This is a genomic window from Bradyrhizobium sp. 142 (assembly GCF_023074015.1).
In the GTDB taxonomy this organism is placed as follows: domain Bacteria; phylum Pseudomonadota; class Alphaproteobacteria; order Rhizobiales; family Xanthobacteraceae; genus Bradyrhizobium.
In genome coordinates this window covers 43,403-60,961 of the sequence record NZ_JADPKQ010000200.1, presented here as the reverse complement: position 1 = coordinate 60,961, position 17,559 = coordinate 43,403, and the positions used below count along the sequence as shown (strand labels likewise).

General features: G+C 64.0%; 15 protein-coding genes and 1 pseudogene. 13 read left to right on the top strand and 3 right to left on the bottom strand.

The features are described 5' to 3' along the window. The first annotated feature begins 1 nt into the window (after position 1). The 12 genes from IVA82_RS18515 (at position 2) to IVA82_RS18460 (ending at position 14,317) form a co-directional block, all read left to right on the top strand. Complete coding sequence (locus IVA82_RS18515) at positions 2 to 751, top strand: SDR family oxidoreductase (protein ID WP_247390286.1); 750 nt, start codon at positions 2 to 4, stop codon at positions 749 to 751. Continuing rightward, positions 748 to 2,184 carry an NAD(P)/FAD-dependent oxidoreductase gene (locus tag IVA82_RS18510; protein ID WP_247390285.1) on the top strand — a complete coding sequence of 479 codons (1,437 nt, stop codon included), beginning with the start codon at positions 748 to 750 and terminating at the stop codon, positions 2,182 to 2,184. Before IVA82_RS18515 ends, IVA82_RS18510 begins: the two co-directional genes overlap by 4 nt. Before the next feature lie 107 nt (positions 2,185 to 2,291). Beyond that, positions 2,292 to 3,911: an ABC transporter substrate-binding protein gene (locus IVA82_RS18505; RefSeq protein WP_247390283.1), complete on the top strand. Its 1,620-nt coding sequence runs from the start codon at positions 2,292 to 2,294 to the stop codon at positions 3,909 to 3,911. Positions 3,912 to 3,939: 28 nt separating this feature from the next. After that, positions 3,940 to 4,974: an ABC transporter permease gene (locus IVA82_RS18500; protein ID WP_247390280.1), complete on the top strand. Its 1,035-nt coding sequence runs from the start codon at positions 3,940 to 3,942 to the stop codon at positions 4,972 to 4,974. After that, a complete protein-coding gene (locus IVA82_RS18495; RefSeq protein WP_247390278.1) occupies positions 4,971 to 5,819 on the top strand; it encodes an ABC transporter permease in 849 nt (282 codons plus the stop codon). The genes IVA82_RS18500 and IVA82_RS18495 overlap by 4 nt, the downstream gene beginning before the upstream one ends. Then, the gene (locus IVA82_RS18490) at positions 5,816 to 7,486 is read left to right on the top strand and encodes an ABC transporter ATP-binding protein (protein WP_247390276.1); all 1,671 of its coding nucleotides are present in this window, start codon (positions 5,816 to 5,818) and stop codon (positions 7,484 to 7,486) included. Before IVA82_RS18495 ends, IVA82_RS18490 begins: the two co-directional genes overlap by 4 nt. Positions 7,487 to 7,627: 141 nt before the next feature. Beyond that, positions 7,628 to 9,232 carry an ABC transporter substrate-binding protein gene (locus IVA82_RS18485; RefSeq protein WP_247390274.1) on the top strand — a complete coding sequence of 535 codons (1,605 nt, stop codon included), beginning with the start codon at positions 7,628 to 7,630 and terminating at the stop codon, positions 9,230 to 9,232. Between the two features lie 15 nt (positions 9,233 to 9,247). Continuing rightward, positions 9,248 to 10,189, top strand: a complete 942-nt coding sequence (locus IVA82_RS18480; RefSeq protein ID WP_247390272.1) for an ABC transporter permease — start codon at positions 9,248 to 9,250, stop codon at positions 10,187 to 10,189. Continuing rightward, positions 10,186 to 11,109, top strand: coding sequence for an ABC transporter permease (locus IVA82_RS18475; protein ID WP_247390270.1), 924 nt, complete (start codon positions 10,186 to 10,188; stop codon positions 11,107 to 11,109). The genes IVA82_RS18480 and IVA82_RS18475 overlap by 4 nt, the downstream gene beginning before the upstream one ends. Positions 11,110 to 11,128: 19 nt before the next feature. Continuing rightward, a complete protein-coding gene (locus IVA82_RS18470; protein ID WP_247390268.1) occupies positions 11,129 to 12,118 on the top strand; it encodes an ABC transporter ATP-binding protein in 990 nt (329 codons plus the stop codon). Next, positions 12,115 to 13,098, top strand: a complete 984-nt coding sequence (locus IVA82_RS18465; protein ID WP_247390267.1) for an oligopeptide/dipeptide ABC transporter ATP-binding protein — start codon at positions 12,115 to 12,117, stop codon at positions 13,096 to 13,098. The genes IVA82_RS18470 and IVA82_RS18465 overlap by 4 nt, the downstream gene beginning before the upstream one ends. 223 nt (positions 13,099 to 13,321) lie before the next feature. After that, positions 13,322 to 14,317, top strand: a complete 996-nt coding sequence (locus IVA82_RS18460) for a tripartite tricarboxylate transporter substrate binding protein (RefSeq protein WP_247390265.1) — start codon at positions 13,322 to 13,324, stop codon at positions 14,315 to 14,317. A 161-nt stretch (positions 14,318 to 14,478) separates the two neighbouring features. On the opposite strand, the gene IVA82_RS18455 is transcribed toward IVA82_RS18460, so the two are convergent. Beyond that, on the bottom strand, positions 14,479 to 15,522 hold the full coding sequence (locus IVA82_RS18455; protein ID WP_247390263.1) for an AraC family transcriptional regulator: 1,044 nt from the start codon (positions 15,520 to 15,522) through the stop codon (positions 14,479 to 14,481). A gap of 224 nt (positions 15,523 to 15,746) precedes the next feature. Between IVA82_RS18455 and IVA82_RS18450 the strand changes: the two are divergent. Further along, positions 15,747 to 15,977: pseudogene (locus tag IVA82_RS18450) on the top strand (Rieske 2Fe-2S domain-containing protein); the annotation flags it as partial. Between the two features lie 242 nt (positions 15,978 to 16,219). Here the strand turns inward: IVA82_RS18450 and IVA82_RS18445 are convergent. Further along, complete coding sequence (locus IVA82_RS18445) at positions 16,220 to 16,507, bottom strand: YciI family protein (protein WP_247390261.1); 288 nt, start codon at positions 16,505 to 16,507, stop codon at positions 16,220 to 16,222. Positions 16,508 to 16,570: 63 nt separating this feature from the next. Beyond that, entirely contained in the window at positions 16,571 to 17,539 is a 969-nt protein-coding gene (locus tag IVA82_RS18440; RefSeq protein ID WP_247390259.1) for a sugar ABC transporter substrate-binding protein, read from the bottom strand. Positions 17,540 to 17,559: the final 20 nt, after the last annotated feature.

Below are 17,559 nucleotides of genomic sequence, written 5' to 3'. Positions count from 1 at the left end.
GATGCGGCTGCAGGGGCGTACGGCTATCATCACGGGCGCAGCTTCGGGCATCGGCCGCGCCAGCGCGAAGCTGTTGGCGGAGGAAGGCGCGCGTCTCGCTCTTGTCGATCGCGATGCTGCGGGCCTCCAGGAGACGCTAAGCCTGCTGCGCGAAGCAACCACACATGTCGGTGATGTCGGTGAGGCAGGTTTTGCCGAAACTGTCGCGAGCGACGTGGTGGCGCGATATGGCCGGCTCGACATCCTGATGACCGCGGCAGGCTTCTCCTGCGGCGGCACGGTGCTGACCACGGATCCTGCAGACTGGGACGCAGTCTTTCGCACCAACGTTGGCGGCACCTGGCTGTGGGCGCGGGCCGCCGTACCGCAGATGCAGCGGCAGGGCAGCGGCTCGATCATCACGCTCGCATCGCAGCTCGCTTTGGCCGGAGGCAAGGGCAACAGTGCCTACATCGCCGCCAAGGGCGCGATCGTCAGCCTCACGCGCACCATGGCGGTAGATTTCGCCACCGATGGCATTCGCGTCAATGCGATCGCCCCCGGCGCGATCGACACGCCGATGCTTCGCCGCAGCTTTGCGCGTCACGCCAACGCGGACGAGGCGCGCGAAGCGTCCCGCAGCCGCCATGCCATGAAGCGGTTCGGCCGGGCGGAGGAGATCGCCCAGGCGGCGCTGCATCTGGCGAGCGACGCGTCTTCGTTCACGACAGGAACGGTGATGGTGGTCGACGGCGGATGGCTCGCCGCATGAGTGACGCGCTGATACAGCTCGAAGCCGATGTTCGCGCGGATCTTGCCAGGATCGCGCATCCCAACGCCGCGTGGCTCCCTCCAAAGCCGGGGCCGGATGGCAAGCCGTCGCTGGATGTGCTCGTCGTCGGCGCCGGGCAATCCGGCATCGCCATCGGCTTCGGTCTGATGCGCTCCCGTGTCAGCAACATCCTGCTGCTCGACAAAGCCGAGGAGGGGATGGAGGGGCCGTGGCTCACCTATGCGCGCATGCCGACGCTGCGCAGCCCAAAGGACTATACCGGCCCGGACCTCGATATTCCGAGCCTGACCTACCAGTCCTGGCACGAAGCGCGCTTCGGCAAGGAGAGCTGGCAGACGCTCGACCTGATCCCGCGCGACCATTGGGCCGAGTATCTGCTCTGGCTGCGGCGCACGGTCGGAGTGCCGGTGCACAATGGCTGTGAGCTTCTCGAGATTGCGCCGATGGCCGATGGCTTGCTCGCCGCACACGTGAAACGTGCCGACGGCGTCGAGACGCTCTATGCGCGCAAGATCGTGCTGGCGACGGGGCAGGAGGGGATGGGCAGCTGGATCATTCCGGAGCCGCTGAGCCATCTGCCAGCTGCTTCGGTCGCGACCGTCGCCGACGATATCGACTTCGAAGCTCTTCGCGGCAAGCGCGTCGCCGTGATCGGCGCCGGCGCCTCCGCGTTCGACAACGCGGCAACTGCGCTCGAGGCCGGCGCCGCTGAGGTGCATCTGCTCTGCCGCCGGGCACAGATCCAGGTGATCCAGCCCTATCGCTGGCTGACCTTTCGCGGCTTCCTGCGCCATCTCAGCGATCTCGATGATGCCTGGCGCTGGCGCTTCATGCGCACGATCCTCGAGATGCGGGAGGGATTTCCGCAGCCGACCTATGACCGTTGCGCGTGTCATGGCAATTTCACGCTGCACCAAGGCGCGCCGGTCGAGGCTGCGCGCCCGACCGATCGCGGCATCGAACTGCAAACGCCACGAGGCATCATCACGGCCGATTTCGTCATCTGCGGCACCGGCATCGACATGAACTTTGCCGGGCGCAATGAACTGTCCAGATTTGCCGGCAACATCGCGACCTGGGCCGATCGGTACCAGCCGCCGGAGGGCGAGCGCAATGCGCGGCTCGGCCGCTTTCCCTATCTCGCCGACGATTACGCCTTCACCGAGCGCATGCCGGGCGAGACTCCGTGGATCTCCGACATCCATCTCTTCGCCATCGCCTCGACCATGAGCTTCGGTCCCTCGGGATCGTCGATCAACGCGATGACGACGGCCGTCCCCAAGCTGGTCCACGGCCTGACGCGCGGCCTGTTCCGCGCCGATGTCGGGCATTACTGGGCTTCGCTGCGCGCCTATGACGTGCCGCAGGCCGTGATCAGCCGGTCGGCGCAAAATGTGGGGGAATCCCGATGATGACCCGTGCTCCGCTGCGACGAAGCGTCCCCTCGGGATTGGCGCGCAACTTGCTTCTTTCTCATCATGCCTTGCTGGCATTCTTGTCGAAATCTTGGGGAAAACGAATGCGTTTTGCGTCATTCAGGCCGGCGTCTTGTGTCGTCGCCACCGCCGCATTGCTGCTCGTCGCCACCGCGCCTGCGCGCTCGCAAACCAGGGCGGAGACGTTGCGCTATGTGACCGGCGCGTCCGTCAACACGCTCGATCCCAACATCCCCGGTTCGACCCGCGAGTCCTTCGCGCTGAGCATGAGCACGTATGACCGGCTGGTGGCATTCGGCCGCAAGCAGCTCAATGGCAAATGGGTGTTCGATCTCGACAAGATCACGGGCGAGCTCGCGGAATCCTATGACGTCAGTCCCGATGGCCTGAAGCTGACCTTCCACCTGCGCAAGGATGCCAAATTCCAGGACGGCTCGCCGGTGACCGCCGAGGACGTGAAATGGTCGCTCGACCGCTGCGTCACCGCACCGATCCTCGGCAAGGCGCAGCTGCTGACGGGGTCGTTGACCTCGGCCGACCAGTTCAAGGTGATCGATCCCCTCACCATTGAGGTGACGTTGCCCAAGCCGGACAAGCTGGCGCTGCCCAATCTTGCCACCGTCTATCCGATGATCATCAACTCCAAGGTGGCGAAGGAGCACGCGACGGCGGATGATCCTTGGGCCACGGCCTGGCTGAAGGAGCACACCGCCGGCAGCGGCGCCTATGTGGTCGAGACCTTCAAGCCGGGCGAGCAGGTTATCATCAAGCGTAACGACGACTGGAATCGCGGCTCGCCCGACAAGCCGGCGTTTTTCAAGCGCGTGATCGTGCAGTCGGTGCCGGAGCCGGCGACTCGCGCCAATCTGGTCGAGCGCGGCGATGCCGATCTCGTCGTCGATCTCCAGGCCAGCGACGTGCAGTCGCTCGAGGCCAAGGGCAAGCTCAAGGTGGTCTCGACGCCGCAATACAATGCGATCACGTTCGTCTCGATGAATAACCAGATTCCGCCCTTTGACAACGTCAATGTACGCCGCGCCATTGCCTTCGCGTTGCCCTATGACGACATGTTCAAGGCCGCACTGTTCGGCCGCGGCGCGCCGCTGTTCGGCGCGAACTGGCCGGACGGCAAGCCGCTGAACGGCATCTATCCGTTCCAGGCACCGGTGAAGATCGATCTCGACAAGGCGCGGGAATATCTCAAGGCCGCGGGCCTTCCCGAAGGCTTCTCGACCACCTTCAGCTTCAACGTCGGCCAGGCCTCGACTGCGGAGCCGATGGCGGCTCTCGTCAAGGAGTCGCTTGCCAAGATTGGCATCAAGGTTGACATCCAGAAGCTGCCGGACGCGCAGATGTCAACGCAGATCAACGAGAAGAAGCTGCCCTTGTTCACCGAAGGCATCGTCGCCTGGCTGCCTTCGACGGACTATTTCTACCGCAACTTCTACACCGGCAATCAGCGTTGGAATTACAGCTCGATCAACAATCCCGATCTGGCCGCAATCGCGCAGGAAGCCCGCTTCGAGCCGGACAAGGCCAAGTACGAGGAGGACGGCCGCAAGCTGAATGCGATCCACTTCAGCGAGATGCCGCAGATCCCGCTGTGGCAGCCCAACCAGGATGCGGTGATGGCCTCCTCGATCGAGGGCTATACCTACGAGTTTCACCGCCAGGTCGACTACCGCGATGTCAGCCGCAAGTGACGGCAGCAGACGGGAAGGACGCTAAAGGGTGACAAGCGGTCTTGGTGCAACGATGGTGCGGGCGGGCAGGCGGCTTTTGTCGTCGCTGCCGGCGCTGTTCGGTGTGCTGGTCTTCACTTTTCTCCTGATGCGCGTCCTGCCCGGAGACCCCGCGGTGTTCTTCGCCTCGGGGCCCAATGCGGGCAAGGAGGAGATCGAGCAGATCCGCAAGCAGATGGGCCTCAACAAGTCGGTGCCGGAGCAGCTCGTGTTCTATCTTTCCGACATCGGCCACGGCAATCTCGGCCGTTCGATGATGACCGGGCAGCCGGTACTGAAGGATCTGCGGGAGCGCCTGCCGGCTTCGCTCGAACTCACCTTCACCGCACTGTTGATCGCCCTCATTGCGGCCGTGCCGCTCGGCGTCCTTGCGGCGCTGCGGCCGGGATCGCTCGTCGATCACGGCGTGCGGATGTTCTGCGCGCTCGGCGTCTGCGTGCCGACCTTCGTCTCGGGCCTGCTGCTGATCTACGTCTTCTACTACCTGCTCGGGCTTGCGCCCGATCCGACCGGGCGGATCGATGTCTTCACCTCGCTGCCGCCGCAGCGCACCGGCTTCCTTTCGATCGACTTCCTGCTCGCCGGAGACATCGACGGCTGGTGGGCGGCCTGCAAGCAGTTGATCCTGCCGGCGGTGAGCATGGCACTATTCGTCATCGCACCATTGGCGCGGATCACGCGGGCCTCGATGCTGGTCTCGCTCGGCAGCGATTTCGTACGCACCGCGCGCTCGGTCGGGCTATCCTGGCGCAAGGTGGTCGTCACCTATGCGCTGCGCAACGCGATCCTGCCCGTCATCACCATCGCCGGAATCGTGTTCTCGACCATGTTAGGCGCCAATGTTCTGGTGGAGAAGGTGTTCTCCTGGCCGGGCGTCGCGTCCTACGCGCTCGATGCGCTGCTGTCCTCGGACTATGCGCCGGTGCAGGGATTCGTGCTGCTGATGGCGAGCGTCTTCGTGCTGGTCAATCTGGTCGTCGACATCTGTTACGGCATCGCCGATCCCAGGGTGTCGATCGAATGACCAGCGCAACTCTGCGGCATTCGATCTGGATCCTGCGCGGAAATCCGCTCACCGGCATCGCCGCGGCGGGTGTTCTCCTGTTCGTTCTGGTCGCCATCTTCGGGCCGTGGATCGCGCCCTATGATCCCGTGGTCTCGAATGTGTCGGAGGCGCTGCTGCCGCCGAGTGCAGCCCATATCGGCGGCACGGATCAACTCGGACGCGACGTGTTCAGCCGCCTCGTCATCGCAGCGCGGCTCGACCTTGCAATTGCGGTCTCTGCGGTCTGCATCTCCTTCGTGCTCGGCGCCGTCATCGGCTCGTTCTGCGGCTACGCCGGCGGCAAGCTCGACCGCGCGGTCGGCCGCTTCGTCGACGTGATGATGGCTTTTCCGCTGTTCGTGCTGGCGATGGCAATGGTCGCCGCGCTGGGAAACCGGATCGAGAACATCGTGATCGCGACCGCGATCATCAATCTTCCCTTCTACATCCGCTTCGCGCGGGCGGAGGTCAACGTCAGGCGCAACGTCGGCTGGGTTGAGGCCGCGCGCGCCTGCGGCGAGAGCCATTTCTCGGTGGTGCTGCGCTTCCTGCTTCCGAACATCCTGCCGGCGATGGCGGTGCAGATTTCGCTCAATCTCGGCTGGGCGATTCTGAACGCGGCCGGCCTCTCCTTCATCGGACTCGGCGTCAAGCCGCCGACGCCGGAATGGGGCATCATGGTCGCGGAAGGCGCACGCTTCATCTCGACCGGACGGTGGTGGCTGGTGGCGTTCCCGGGCCTGGCACTGATGATGGCGGTGCTGTGCTTCAATCTCTTGGGCGACGGGATGCGGGACATTCTCGATCCCCGCATGCGCACATGAGCGAGAAACTGCTCAGCATCGACGACCTCCACGTCTCGTTCTCGACGCGGCGTGGAATGGTCGAGGCCGTGCGCGGGGTCACGCTCACGGTCGAGGCCGGCGAGATGCTCGGCCTTGTCGGCGAGAGCGGTTCGGGCAAGTCAGTTACCGGCTTTGCAACGACGCGTCTGCTGGATGCGGCCGGGCGCGTCACTGCCGGAAAGATCCTATTTCGCGGGCAGGACGTCACGAAACTTCGAGGCGAGGACCTTCGTCAGCTGCAAGGCGCCGCCATGTCGATGATCTTCCAGAACCCGCGCGCCGCGCTCAATCCGATCCGGGCGATCGGCTTGCAGATCGCGGACGCGATCCTGACACGCAAGCGGATATCGAAGGACGCCGCGCGCGCCGAGGCGCTCGAGCTGCTGCGCGCGGTGGAGATACGCGACCCCGAGACGCGGATGAATGCCTATCCGCATGAACTCTCCGGCGGCATGTGCCAGCGCGTCATGATCGCGATCGCGATTTCCTGCAGTCCCGCGCTGTTGATCGCCGACGAGCCGACCACCGGGCTCGACGTCACGACGCAGAAGGTGGTGATGGATCTCTTGGCGGACATTGCCGCCGCGCGCGGCATGGCGACGATTTTGATTACGCACGATCTCGGTCTTGCAGCGCGCTATTGCCGCCGCATCGCCGTCATGGAGCGCGGACGTATCGTCGAGGAGGCAAGCCCGCAGGCCCTGTTCGGCGCCCCGCAGCACGCCTACACCAGGCGCCTGGTCGCGGCCTCGCCCACCGCGGTCTCGCGGATCGAGGATCTCGTGACGGAAGAGGAAAGGGAGGGTTACGCTGCGATCGTCAGCAAGCCCAGGCAGGAGCTCGCGGCAGGCACGCCGCCGCTCCTTGAGGTGCGGAAGCTTGCAAAGCGCTTTGATCAGGGGGCGGCCGCGGTTGCGGACTTCTCCATGACGATGGCCGGCGGCGAAAGCGTCGGGCTCGTCGGCGAATCCGGGTCCGGCAAGAGCACGACGTCGCGCATGATCTGTCGTCTGATCGATCCAAGCGAAGGCGACATCGTGTTCGACGGGCAGTCGATCGGTCATGTGGCGGCGCGCGACTTTCACCGCTCGCGCTTCCGCAAAGACATCCAGATGGTGTTCCAGGACCCGAACGAGAGCCTCAACCCGCGCTTCACCGCCTTTGACTGCATCGCCCATCCCTTGATGCGGCTTGATGGTTTGCGGGCGGGCGACGAATTGCGCCGGCGGGTGAATGAATGCGCGGAGCGGGTGGGATTGCCGCTGGATCTCCTGCCGCGCTTTCCGCACCAGCTCTCCGGTGGCCAGAAGGCCCGTGTCGGGATCGCCCGCGCCATCGCCTGCCGGCCGCGGCTTCTGGTGCTGGACGAGCCGACCGCCGCGCTCGACGTCTCGGTGCAGGCGGTGGTGCTGCAATTGCTGGACCGGTTGCGGCGCGAGAACGACATCGCGCTATTGTTCGTCAGCCATGATCTCAACGTGGTGCGCATGCTGTGCGACCGTACCATCGTGCTGCGCAATGGCGGCATCGTGGAGCAGGGCGAAAGCCGGGCGCTGTTCGATAATCCGAAGACGGACTACACGCGCAAGCTGGTCGAGGCGATTCCCCATTTCGAGGCCGGGCCGGCTCTGGCGGCGGCTCTTTGATATCGGAGTGCCGCAGAAATCAGATGAGTTCCTGCAAGCGAAGGTCCGGTTAGTGGCACACCATTTGCACGCTAATGGGCTCGGTTTCACCTGTCCTTGGCCAACGAAGGGCCGGCATCACGACATTATTGGGAGGACTTCATGGATCGCAGGACCATATTGAAGGGACTGGCTGGCGCGGGCGGCCTGGCGCTGACGGGTGGCCTCTCGGCTCCTGCGCTGTCGCAAGGCGCGGCAGCCCGCACCCTGCGTTTCGTGCCGCAGGCCAACCTTGCCAATTTCGATCCGATCTGGGGTACGCAATACGTCGTGCGCAACGCCGCCGCGATGGTCTGGGACACGCTCTACGGCATCGATTCCTCGTTCCAGCCGCAGCGGCAGATGGTCGAATCCGAGGAAGTGACGGACGACGGCACGACCTGGACATTCAAGCTGCGGCCGGGACTCAAATTCCACGACGGCGAGCCGGTGCTGAGCAAGGACGTCGTCGCGAGCCTGACGCGCTGGTCGGCGCGCGACCCGATGGGCCTGATGCTTAAGGCGCTCCAGCAGGAGCTCACCGCCGTCGACGACCGTACCTTCAAATGGGTGCTGAAGCAGCCCTTTCCGAAAATGCTGTTCGCGCTGGGCAAGAACAACTCGCCATGCGCCTTCATCATGCCGGAGCGCATCGCGCAGACCGACCCGTTCAAGCAGATCTCGGATTATATCGGCTCTGGCCCACTGAAATTCGTCAAGGGCGAATGGGTTCCGGGCGCAAAAGCCGTGTTCGAGAAATTCGCGGACTATGTGCCGCGGCAGGAGAAGCCGTCGTGGTTCGCTGGCGGCAAGCAGGTGATGATCGATCGCGTCGAATGGGTGATCATGCCGGATCCGGCGACCGCGGCAGCCGCGTTGCAGAACGGCGAGATCGACTGGTGGGAAAACCCGATCGCGGATCTGGTCCCGGTCCTGAAGAAGAACAAGAACATCAGCGTCGATATCGGCGATCCCCTCGGCAATATCGGCTCGTTCCGCATGAATTTCCTGTATCCGCCCTTCAACGATGTGCGGGCGCGGCGCGCGGTGCTGATGGCGCTCAGCCAGGAAGACTATATGCGCGCGATCGTCGGTGACGACAATTCGCTCTGGAAGCCGCTGCCGGGCTATTTTACGCCGGACACGCCGCTTTACACCGACGTGGGTGGCGACATCCTGAAGGGCAAGCGCGATCTCGACGCGGCCAAGAAGCTGCTTGCCGAGAGCGGCTATTCCGGCCAGCCGGTGACGTGCCTTGTCGCGCAGGATCAGCCGATCACCAAGGCGATGGGCGACGTGACCGCGGACCTCCTCAAGAGGCTCGGCATGAACGTCGACTTCGTGGCGACGGACTGGGGCACGGTCGGCTCCCGCCGCGCGCAGAAGACACCGCCCGGACAGGGCGGCTGGAACATGTTCCACACCTGGCATGCAGGCGCGGATTGCGTCAATCCGGCACCGTACACCGCCATTCGTGCCAATGGTGACAAGGCCTGGTTCGGCTGGCCCACCAGCCCCGGCACAGAGAAGGAAGTCACGTCCTGGTTCGAGGCCAAGAACCTCGACGAGGAGAAGGCCGCCATCGGTCGTCTCAACAAGGCGGCGATGGATGACGTCGTCTACGCCCCGACCGGCTTCTTCCTGGGCTACACCGCGTGGCGCAAGAACGTCTCCGGCGTTGCCAAGGGACCGGTCCCCTTGTTCTGGAACGTGACGAAGTCGGCATGATCGCGCGCTGAAGAGATGCTCTCTTACATCCTCCGGCGTATCGTCTCGACCTTGCCAGTGATGGCCATCGTCGCGCTGTTCGTGTTCAGCCTGCTCTACATCGCGCCGGGCGATCCGGCTGTGGTGATCGCGGGCGATCAGGCAAGCCCGGAGGATGTGGAGCGCATTCGCCAGAGCCTCGGTCTCGACCGGCCCTTCCTGATCCAGTTCGGAAGCTGGGTCTGGCGGATCCTGCACGGCGATCTCGGCACCTCGATCTTCACCAACCTGCCGGTCTCGACGATGATCGGGCAGCGTCTCGGACCGACGCTGTCGCTGATGATGGTGACGCTTCTGCTCACGATCGTGGTTGCGGTGCCGCTCGGCGTCGTGGCGGCGTGGAAGGCCGGCAGCCTGATCGACCGTGTCATCATGGGCTTTGCCGTGTTCGGCTTCTCGCTGCCTGTCTTCGTGGTCGGCTACATGCTCGCCTACATCTTCGCGCTGGAACTGGAATGGCTTCCGGTGCAGGGCTATACGCCGCTCGCGCAAGGCTTCTGGCCCTGGCTCGAGAACCTGATTCTGCCGGCGATCGCGCTCGGCTGCGTCTACATCGCGCTGATCGCGCGCATCACTCGCGCCACCATGCTCGAAGTGCTTCAGCAGGACTATATCCGCACCGCGCGCGCCAAAGGGCTCGGGCAGGGCGGCATCCTGTTCATTCACGCCCTGAAGAATGCGGCGGTGCCGATCGTCACGGTGATCGGGATCGGCATTGCGCTCCTGATCGGCGGCGCAGTGGTGACCGAAAGCGTGTTCGCGATTCCCGGCCTCGGCCGGCTCACGATCGATGCAATCCTGCGCCGCGATTATCCTGTGATTCAGGGCATCGTCCTGTTGTTCAGCTTCGTCTACGTCCTCGTCAATCTGATGATCGACGTCATCTATACGCTCGTTGACCCGAGGATTCGCTATTGACCGATACGACCGTTAGCCCGCAATCGCTTCCGGCCGACTTCGTCGTCGCGCCGCAACTGCCCGAAATCTTTCGGCCGGTCGTCATCCGTCGTGGCTTGGTAGGGTTGCTGCGGGGCCATCCGACGGTTGCGATCGGCGGCGCGCTGCTGCTGACGCTCGTCCTGATCGCAGTCTTCGCGCCCTATCTCGGAACGGTCGATCCGACCGCGCTCGCGCCCGCCAAGCGCACCCGCGCGCCGTCGGCCAATTTCTGGTTCGGCTCCGACGTGCTCGGCCGCGACATCTATTCACGCGTGCTCTTCGGCGCGCGGGTCTCGCTCACGGTCGGCCTGTCGGTCGCGATATTCGCGTCGGCGGCCGGTCTTGCCATCGGCATCGTCTCCGGCTTCATCCGCTGGGCCGACGGCATCCTGATGCGCTTCATGGACGGCTTGATGTCGATACCGCCGATCCTGCTGGCGATCGCGCTGATGGCATTGACGCGCGGCAGTGTCGGCAACGTCATCCTGGCGATTACGATAGCGGAAATCCCACGCGTCTCGCGCCTCGTGCGCAGCGTGGTGCTGTCGCTGCGCGAGCAGCCCTATGTGGACGCGGCGGTGGCCTGTGGCACGCGTACGCCGATGATCATCCTGCGCCACATCCTGCCCAACACGGTCGCGCCCATGCTGGTGCAGGCCACCTATATCTGCGCCAGCGCCATGATCACGGAGGCGATCCTATCTTTCATCGGTGCCGGCACGCCGCCGACCATCCCGTCCTGGGGCAACATCATGGCCGAGGGCCGCGCGCTATGGCAGGTCAAGCCCTACATCGTGTTCTTCCCGGCAGCCTTCCTGTCGGTCACCGTGCTTGCCGTGAATTTGCTCGGTGATGGTCTTCGCGATGCGCTCGATCCGCGCATGGCCAAGAGTCTCTAGTGCCGAGGGGCTGATCGCGATGGCACTGCTCGAAGTCGACAATCTGCAAACCCACTTTCGTACGCCCGGAGGCATCAACCGCGCGGTCGACGGTGTGTCCTTCCATGTCAACGAGGGCGAGACGCTGGCGATCGTCGGCGAGTCCGGCTGCGGCAAGTCGGTGACCTCGATGTCGCTGATGCGGCTGATCCCCGAGCCGCCCGGCAAGATCGCAGGCGCCGTCCGCTTTTTGGGCAGGGACTTGCTGCAACTGTCCGAACACGAGATGCGCGCCATCCGCGGCAACGACATTTCGATGATCTTCCAGGAGCCGATGACCAGCCTCAATCCGGTCCTGACCGTCGGCCGTCAGATCCGTGAGACGCTGATGATCCATCAAGGCCTGGACAAGCAGGCCGCAGAGGCACGCGCCATTGAGATCCTGATTCTGGTTGGCATTCCCGAGCCGAAGCGGCGCGTGCGCGAATATCCGCATCAGCTTTCCGGCGGCATGCGCCAGCGCGTGATGATCGCGATTGCGCTTGCCTGCAACCCAAAACTGCTGATCGCGGATGAGCCGACCACCGCGCTCGACGTGACCATCCAGGCGCAGATCCTCAAGCTGATGCTGGACCTCAAGCGCCGGGTCGGTGCCGCGATCATCCTGATCACCCACGATCTCGGCGTCGTCGCCGAGATCGCCGAACGCGTCATGGTGATGTATGCAGGCCGCAAGGTCGAGGAGGCGCCGGTCGCAGATTTGTTTCGCTCGCCGCGCCATCCCTATACGCAGGGCTTGCTCGGCGCGGTGCCGAGGCTCGGCTCCTCCCTGACTGGCACCGCGCGGCGGCTGGCCGAGATTCCCGGGCAGGTGCCCGATCTCAGAAAGCCGATATCCGGCTGCGTCTTTGCCGGGCGCTGTTCGCTCGCGACTGATCTGTGCCGCCAATATGCGCCGGGGCTTGAGGAAAAGGGGCCTCGCCACGTTGCCGCCTGCCACTACGCCATCAAGGGAGCCGCCGCGGCATGAGTCCCCCGCTGCTCCAGGTCAACGACCTCAAGAAGCATTTTCCGGTCAAGACCGGCCTGTTCGGGCGCAGGTCCGAATGGGTCTACGCGGTGGATGGCGTGTCCTTTGAGATCGCGCGCGGCGAGACGCTGTCGCTGGTCGGGGAGTCCGGCTGCGGCAAGTCGACGGTCGGCCGCGCCATCCTGCGGCTGTTCGACATCACCTCGGGCCAGGTGATCCTCGATGGCCAGCGTATTGACGACGCCGCGCCGAGCACGATGCGCCAGATGCGACGCCGGGTGCAGGTCGTGTTCCAGGACCCGTTCTCGAGCCTCAATCCGCGGATGCGCGTGCGCGACATCCTGGCCGAGCCGATCCGCAATTTCGGCCTCGCCAAGTCCGCAGCCGATCTCGAGATGCGTGTCACGGATCTGATGGACATTGTGCGCCTGCCGCGCGAGGCGCTGAGCCGCAGGCCGCACGAATTCTCGGGCGGCCAACGTCAGCGCATCGGCATCGCACGGGCGCTTGCCGCCGAGCCCGAACTGATCGTCTGCGACGAAGCGGTCTCGGCGCTCGACGTCTCGGTCAAGGCGCAGATCGTCAATTTGTTGCAAGATCTCCAGAACAAGTTCGGTCTGGCGCTGCTGTTCATCAGCCATGATCTTGCGATCGTCGAGCACATGACCCATCGCGTCGCGGTGATGTATCTCGGCAAGATCGTCGAGGTGGCGCCGCGCCGGGAGATCTTTGCCGCGCCGAGACATCCCTATACCAAGGCGCTGCTCTCCGCGGTGCCGGTGCCCGAGCCTGGTGCCGAGCGCAATCCCATTATCCTTGGCGGTGACGTGCCAAGCCCGATCAACCCGCCGAGCGGATGCCGCTTCCACACCCGTTGTCCTTACGTCTTCGACCGCTGCCGGGCAGAGGAGCCGCAACTTCGTTCGAGCGGCAGCGAGCAGTGGGTGGCGTGCCATCTCGACGCACTGCCGCAGGGTTAGAGCTGCGCGGCGTCCCTGAACTGTATGGTCGCTAGCGCGGCGGCGCACGCGCTGCACAACGTGCAGGCGTACCGGAATTTCAAGTCCTTAGCGCCTTTATTCCGCCTGTGGTGAAGCGGTGAACCTTGAAGCCATATCGAGATGGCAGGTCCGCCCCTGGGCGCTATCTCCTCGTGCCCCGCTGCTCTAAAAACGACGGCCCAGATCCCGGAATGTGTGCGCAATGAACCTTCTATCACGGCGGGAAATCCTCGGAACGGTCGCGTCTGTTGCCGCGCTGGCCGCATGGCATGGCCGCGCATGCGCGAACGATTATCCTTCTCGCCCGATCCGGCTGGTGATCCCGTATGCGGCGGGTGCTGCGGGTGATCAGATCGGCCGGCCTTGGGCCGACAGGGCGGCCTCGCTGCTCGGGCCGATTTATGTCGAGAACCTGGGCGGCGCCGGCGGGGCGGTCGGCTCTGCCGTAGTGGCCCAGAGTGCGCCCGACGGCTATTCGCTGCTGCTCGGCAATGGCAGCACGCAGGTCATGATACCGTTGTCCTCGGCGCGCACGGCCTACGATCCGATCCGTGATTTCCGGGCTATCTATCGCCTGATCACCAGTACGCTTGCCTTCGTCGTGAATCCCTCGCTCCCGGTCAGGGATATGCAAGAGCTGGCGGCTTACGTGAAGAACAATCCCGGCAAGGTTTCCTATGGCACGCCAGGCGTCGGCACCGGCAATCATCTGGTCGGCGAGATGTTCAGGCGGCAATCGGGCACCGAAGCCGATATCGTCCACATTCCCTACCGCGGCATGGCGGCCGCAACCAACGACCTCGTCAGTGGCGAGATCCCCGCGATGATCGCCGTCGTATCGGGCAACCTCGTGCAATTGCACCGCGCCGGCAAACTGCGCATACTGGCCGTGACGAGCCGCAATCGCTTGAGCGGCGCGCCGGAAATTCCGACGGTCACAGAGGCCGGCATGCCGGACCTCAGCTATGCCGGATGGTTCGGCTTGTTTGCGCCGAAGGCAACCCCGGATGAGATCGTGAACCGCGTATCCGCGGCGACCCGCAGCGCGATGGCCGATCCTTTGCTACAGGAAACCTACCGTTCGCAAGGCATGGAGCCGGATGCCGATTCCAGCCCGGACAAATTTCAGCGATTGGTGGAGGACGAACTGAGGCGCCTGGCTCCCATCATCAAGTCGATCGGGCTGAAGCGGGATTGAAGACCAGCGATGCCGGCCGTGCGGCGGCAAAAAAGGGGCCGTCCTTTTGGGGAAGGACGGCCCTGAGGCTCGCAGGCCTGGGAGGAGAGGCTCGAGCCGTGACTGGTGGGGGTCTCAGTCACTCACACTTGCAACATCGCCGATCCGGCGGACAAAATATTTCACGAACCGAGGAAGTTTCTCATTTCGCATGATTCACGCTGGCCCATTGCGGCGGTACGAGACAAATAGGTGCGCATGGGGGCGGGATTACCGCCGAACGCCGCGATCGAAGACGGTTCGTTCCGCCTGGCACATCGCCAGCGTGCGGGTGTATCGCCCGTGATGCGCTTGAAGACGGTCGAAAAATGCGCCTGCGTGCAGAAGCCGACGGCCAGCGCGATCTCGGCCAGAGGCATCCTGGAATTCGACAACAGTGATTTCGCATGTTCGACGCGCTGGTGCAGGAGGTACTCGCGCGGCCGGTATCCCGTCGCTGCACGAAACTGTGCCGCAAAGTGCATGCGCGACAGTCCCGCGACCCGGGCCAGATCGGACAAGCTGATGCAGTCGCCGTAGTGCGTCCGGACATACTCCTCGACGCGCCGCAGCCGCCATTTCGGCAAGGCATTGATCTTCGCACGTGGCGGTTCACGCCGGGCAACGTGCAGCGCCAGCGTCTGGCCGATGCAGTGCGCGAATTCCTGGTCGGTCGAGTTGCCTTGGTCGGTCAACGCCTTTGCGAGCTGCGCGGCGAACGGGTCGCGCAACAGCACGAGGTCGTTGAGGCCTTCGGGGGTCGAAGCCTCCGTTCCGGACTGGACGGATGGAAAGCAGCCGACCCGAATGTGGAAGTGCAGGAAATCGCAGGGAGCATCGAACTGCGCGCTGAGTTGCTGCGAGGGGCCGCCGACATACAGCGAGCCCGCCGGCATGATGCCGTCGAAAATCCTCTGAGTGCCCCTGGTCAGCTTGAGACGGGTCGTCTTCAATGCGATGGATATGAAGTACCGATCGGGTGGTGTCGTCGCCTCTTCGCGCCTTGCGGCAGGTCGCGCGCAAGTCCAGCGCGAGATCGTGATGTCCTCGGCGGCGATCCCGGTTTGCTCCGGCTCGCGCCACGTTCGCTCGTGAGGAAAGCCGCGCGTCGGCTGGGGCAAGTCGGTTTCGGATTGGCAGGCTTCATGGCTGAACCAGGCGCCGGCCGTTTGCATATCGGTGAGCATCGTTCGTTCCGTTTCCTGAGTGCCGTGGCAGCCGGCGCGGTTGCCGGACGCCGAATGCAGCACTTCGATGCTCAAACGATATGGCTGATCCTGTCCCGAAGCTCGTTAGAGATGCTTAAGGGTTGTTAGAACTTGCAAGCGTGCGTAGTGCGACCGCATGTCGCAAAACCGCCAATTGCGCCAAAGAGATCAATGGCTTGCAGGTCGAGGTCCGGTTCGGGCGGCTGTTAGTGACGACACGATGCGAACAAGACGGGAGGCATGGTGCCGCCGGCGAACGCGCGTGCCCGCACGAACAGGCGGACCTCGGTCTGGGACATGCGGTGGCGGGCCGGTTTGTTTTGTCCCCATCACGCAGCATCCTTCGACTTGCGCGACGGATGCATCTCTTCGGCTGGCCAAGTCCGCCGTTACGGCTCTATCCGGTCGGGATCACCGGAGAGGAGGTCTGGGTTGGTGCGGGGGGCGGGACAGTCGGGCATTGTGCTCCTGTTTTGCCCGACGAGTCAAAGCCACACGCGACGTGGATTTGGCTTGAGAAGCGGTGTGGATTTGGCTTTAGAAACAAGCGTATCCCTACTGTGATGGGGTTGTTTTCGCGTCCTTTAATCCAGCAACCGGCGGGCAGCGTCACGAAATCCTGTCCGAATTGAATATCAACCGCGTCCGGTTGGCGCATGAGCATGCTGCGCTGCCTTCAACCCTGGCGGCGCAGAAAGCCCGTGATCGTGACCTTTTCCCAGATCCCGGCTGCGGCAAAGGGATCTGCACTGTTGAAGGCTTCGACCTCCGCGCGGCCAGGGGACTCGATCAGGAACAGGCTGCCAATCATTGTCGCGCCGTCGTCCGAGACGAGTGGGCCCGACATCACGATCTTGACGCCAAAGCGCGAGGTGTCGCTCAGGAACGCCTTGTGGGCGTCGTAATTGGCAAGCCGGGTCGGAAGCGCGCCGGCGCGGTCGAGGGCGTGAATTGCAAACAGCATGGTGTCTCCGTTTCTTGGGACGGCCGCAAGGGCGGCCGTCCGAGTTTGCCTTGATAGGTCGCCCTATTTGCCGCCGAGCTTGCCGGCGTCCTCGAAGGTCGGGCAGTTCCGCTGCTCCAGCGGAACGTCGAACGGCTGGTAATTGTCCTTGGTGATCACGGTCGGCTTCAGCACGATCTCGTTGATGACCGGCTGGTTGCGCAAGCTGCGGATCGCCATCATGGTGCCGAGGCACCCTTGCGCAAATCCGTTGTAGTCGCCGCTTGCGAGCAGCTTGCCCGACTTGATCGCATCGATCGCCTCCTTGGTGCCGTTGATGCCGATCACCTGCGCCTTGCGGTTGGCACCGTCGAGCGCCTCGATTGCGCCGACAGCCATGGCGTCGTTGGCGGCGAGCACGCCGTCGATCTGCGCGTTCGACTGCATCAAATTCTCCATCACCTGGAGCGCCTGGAGCCGCTGATAGTTGCCGGGCTGCGAGGCCATGAGTTTTGCGCCGCTGTTCTCCTTCAGCGCGTCGTTGAAGCCGCGGACGCGGTCGACATTGGTCAGCGAACCCTTGACGCCCTCGATGATGACGATGTTGCCCTTGCCGCCCAATGTCTTGAGCAGGAAGCGAGCGGTCTCCAGCCCCAGGCTGTAATCGTCGGCACCGACGAAGGAGATGAACTTGCCGCCGGCGGAGCGGTCGGTGATGTTGACGACGGGGATCTTGGCCTCGTTGATCTTCTCGACGCCCGGCACCATCGCCTTGTAATCGACCGGCGTGAAGACGATGGCGCTCGGCTTCTTCACCACGACGTCCTCGATCTGGCTGAGCTGCTCGGGGATCGAATCCGGCTTGGTCGGGATGTATTGCAGCGTCTTGGCGTTCAGCGTCTTTGCCATGTTATCGGCGCCGACCCGCACTGTCTGGAAGAACGGGTTGGTCTGGTTCTTGGTGAAGACGGCGATGGTCTCGCCGTCCGCACGCGCTTGTGTAGTGAACGCAGCGGCCATCAGCAGCGGCAGTGCCAGGTAACCCAGTCTCATGTTGCCTCCATCCCTCGTTT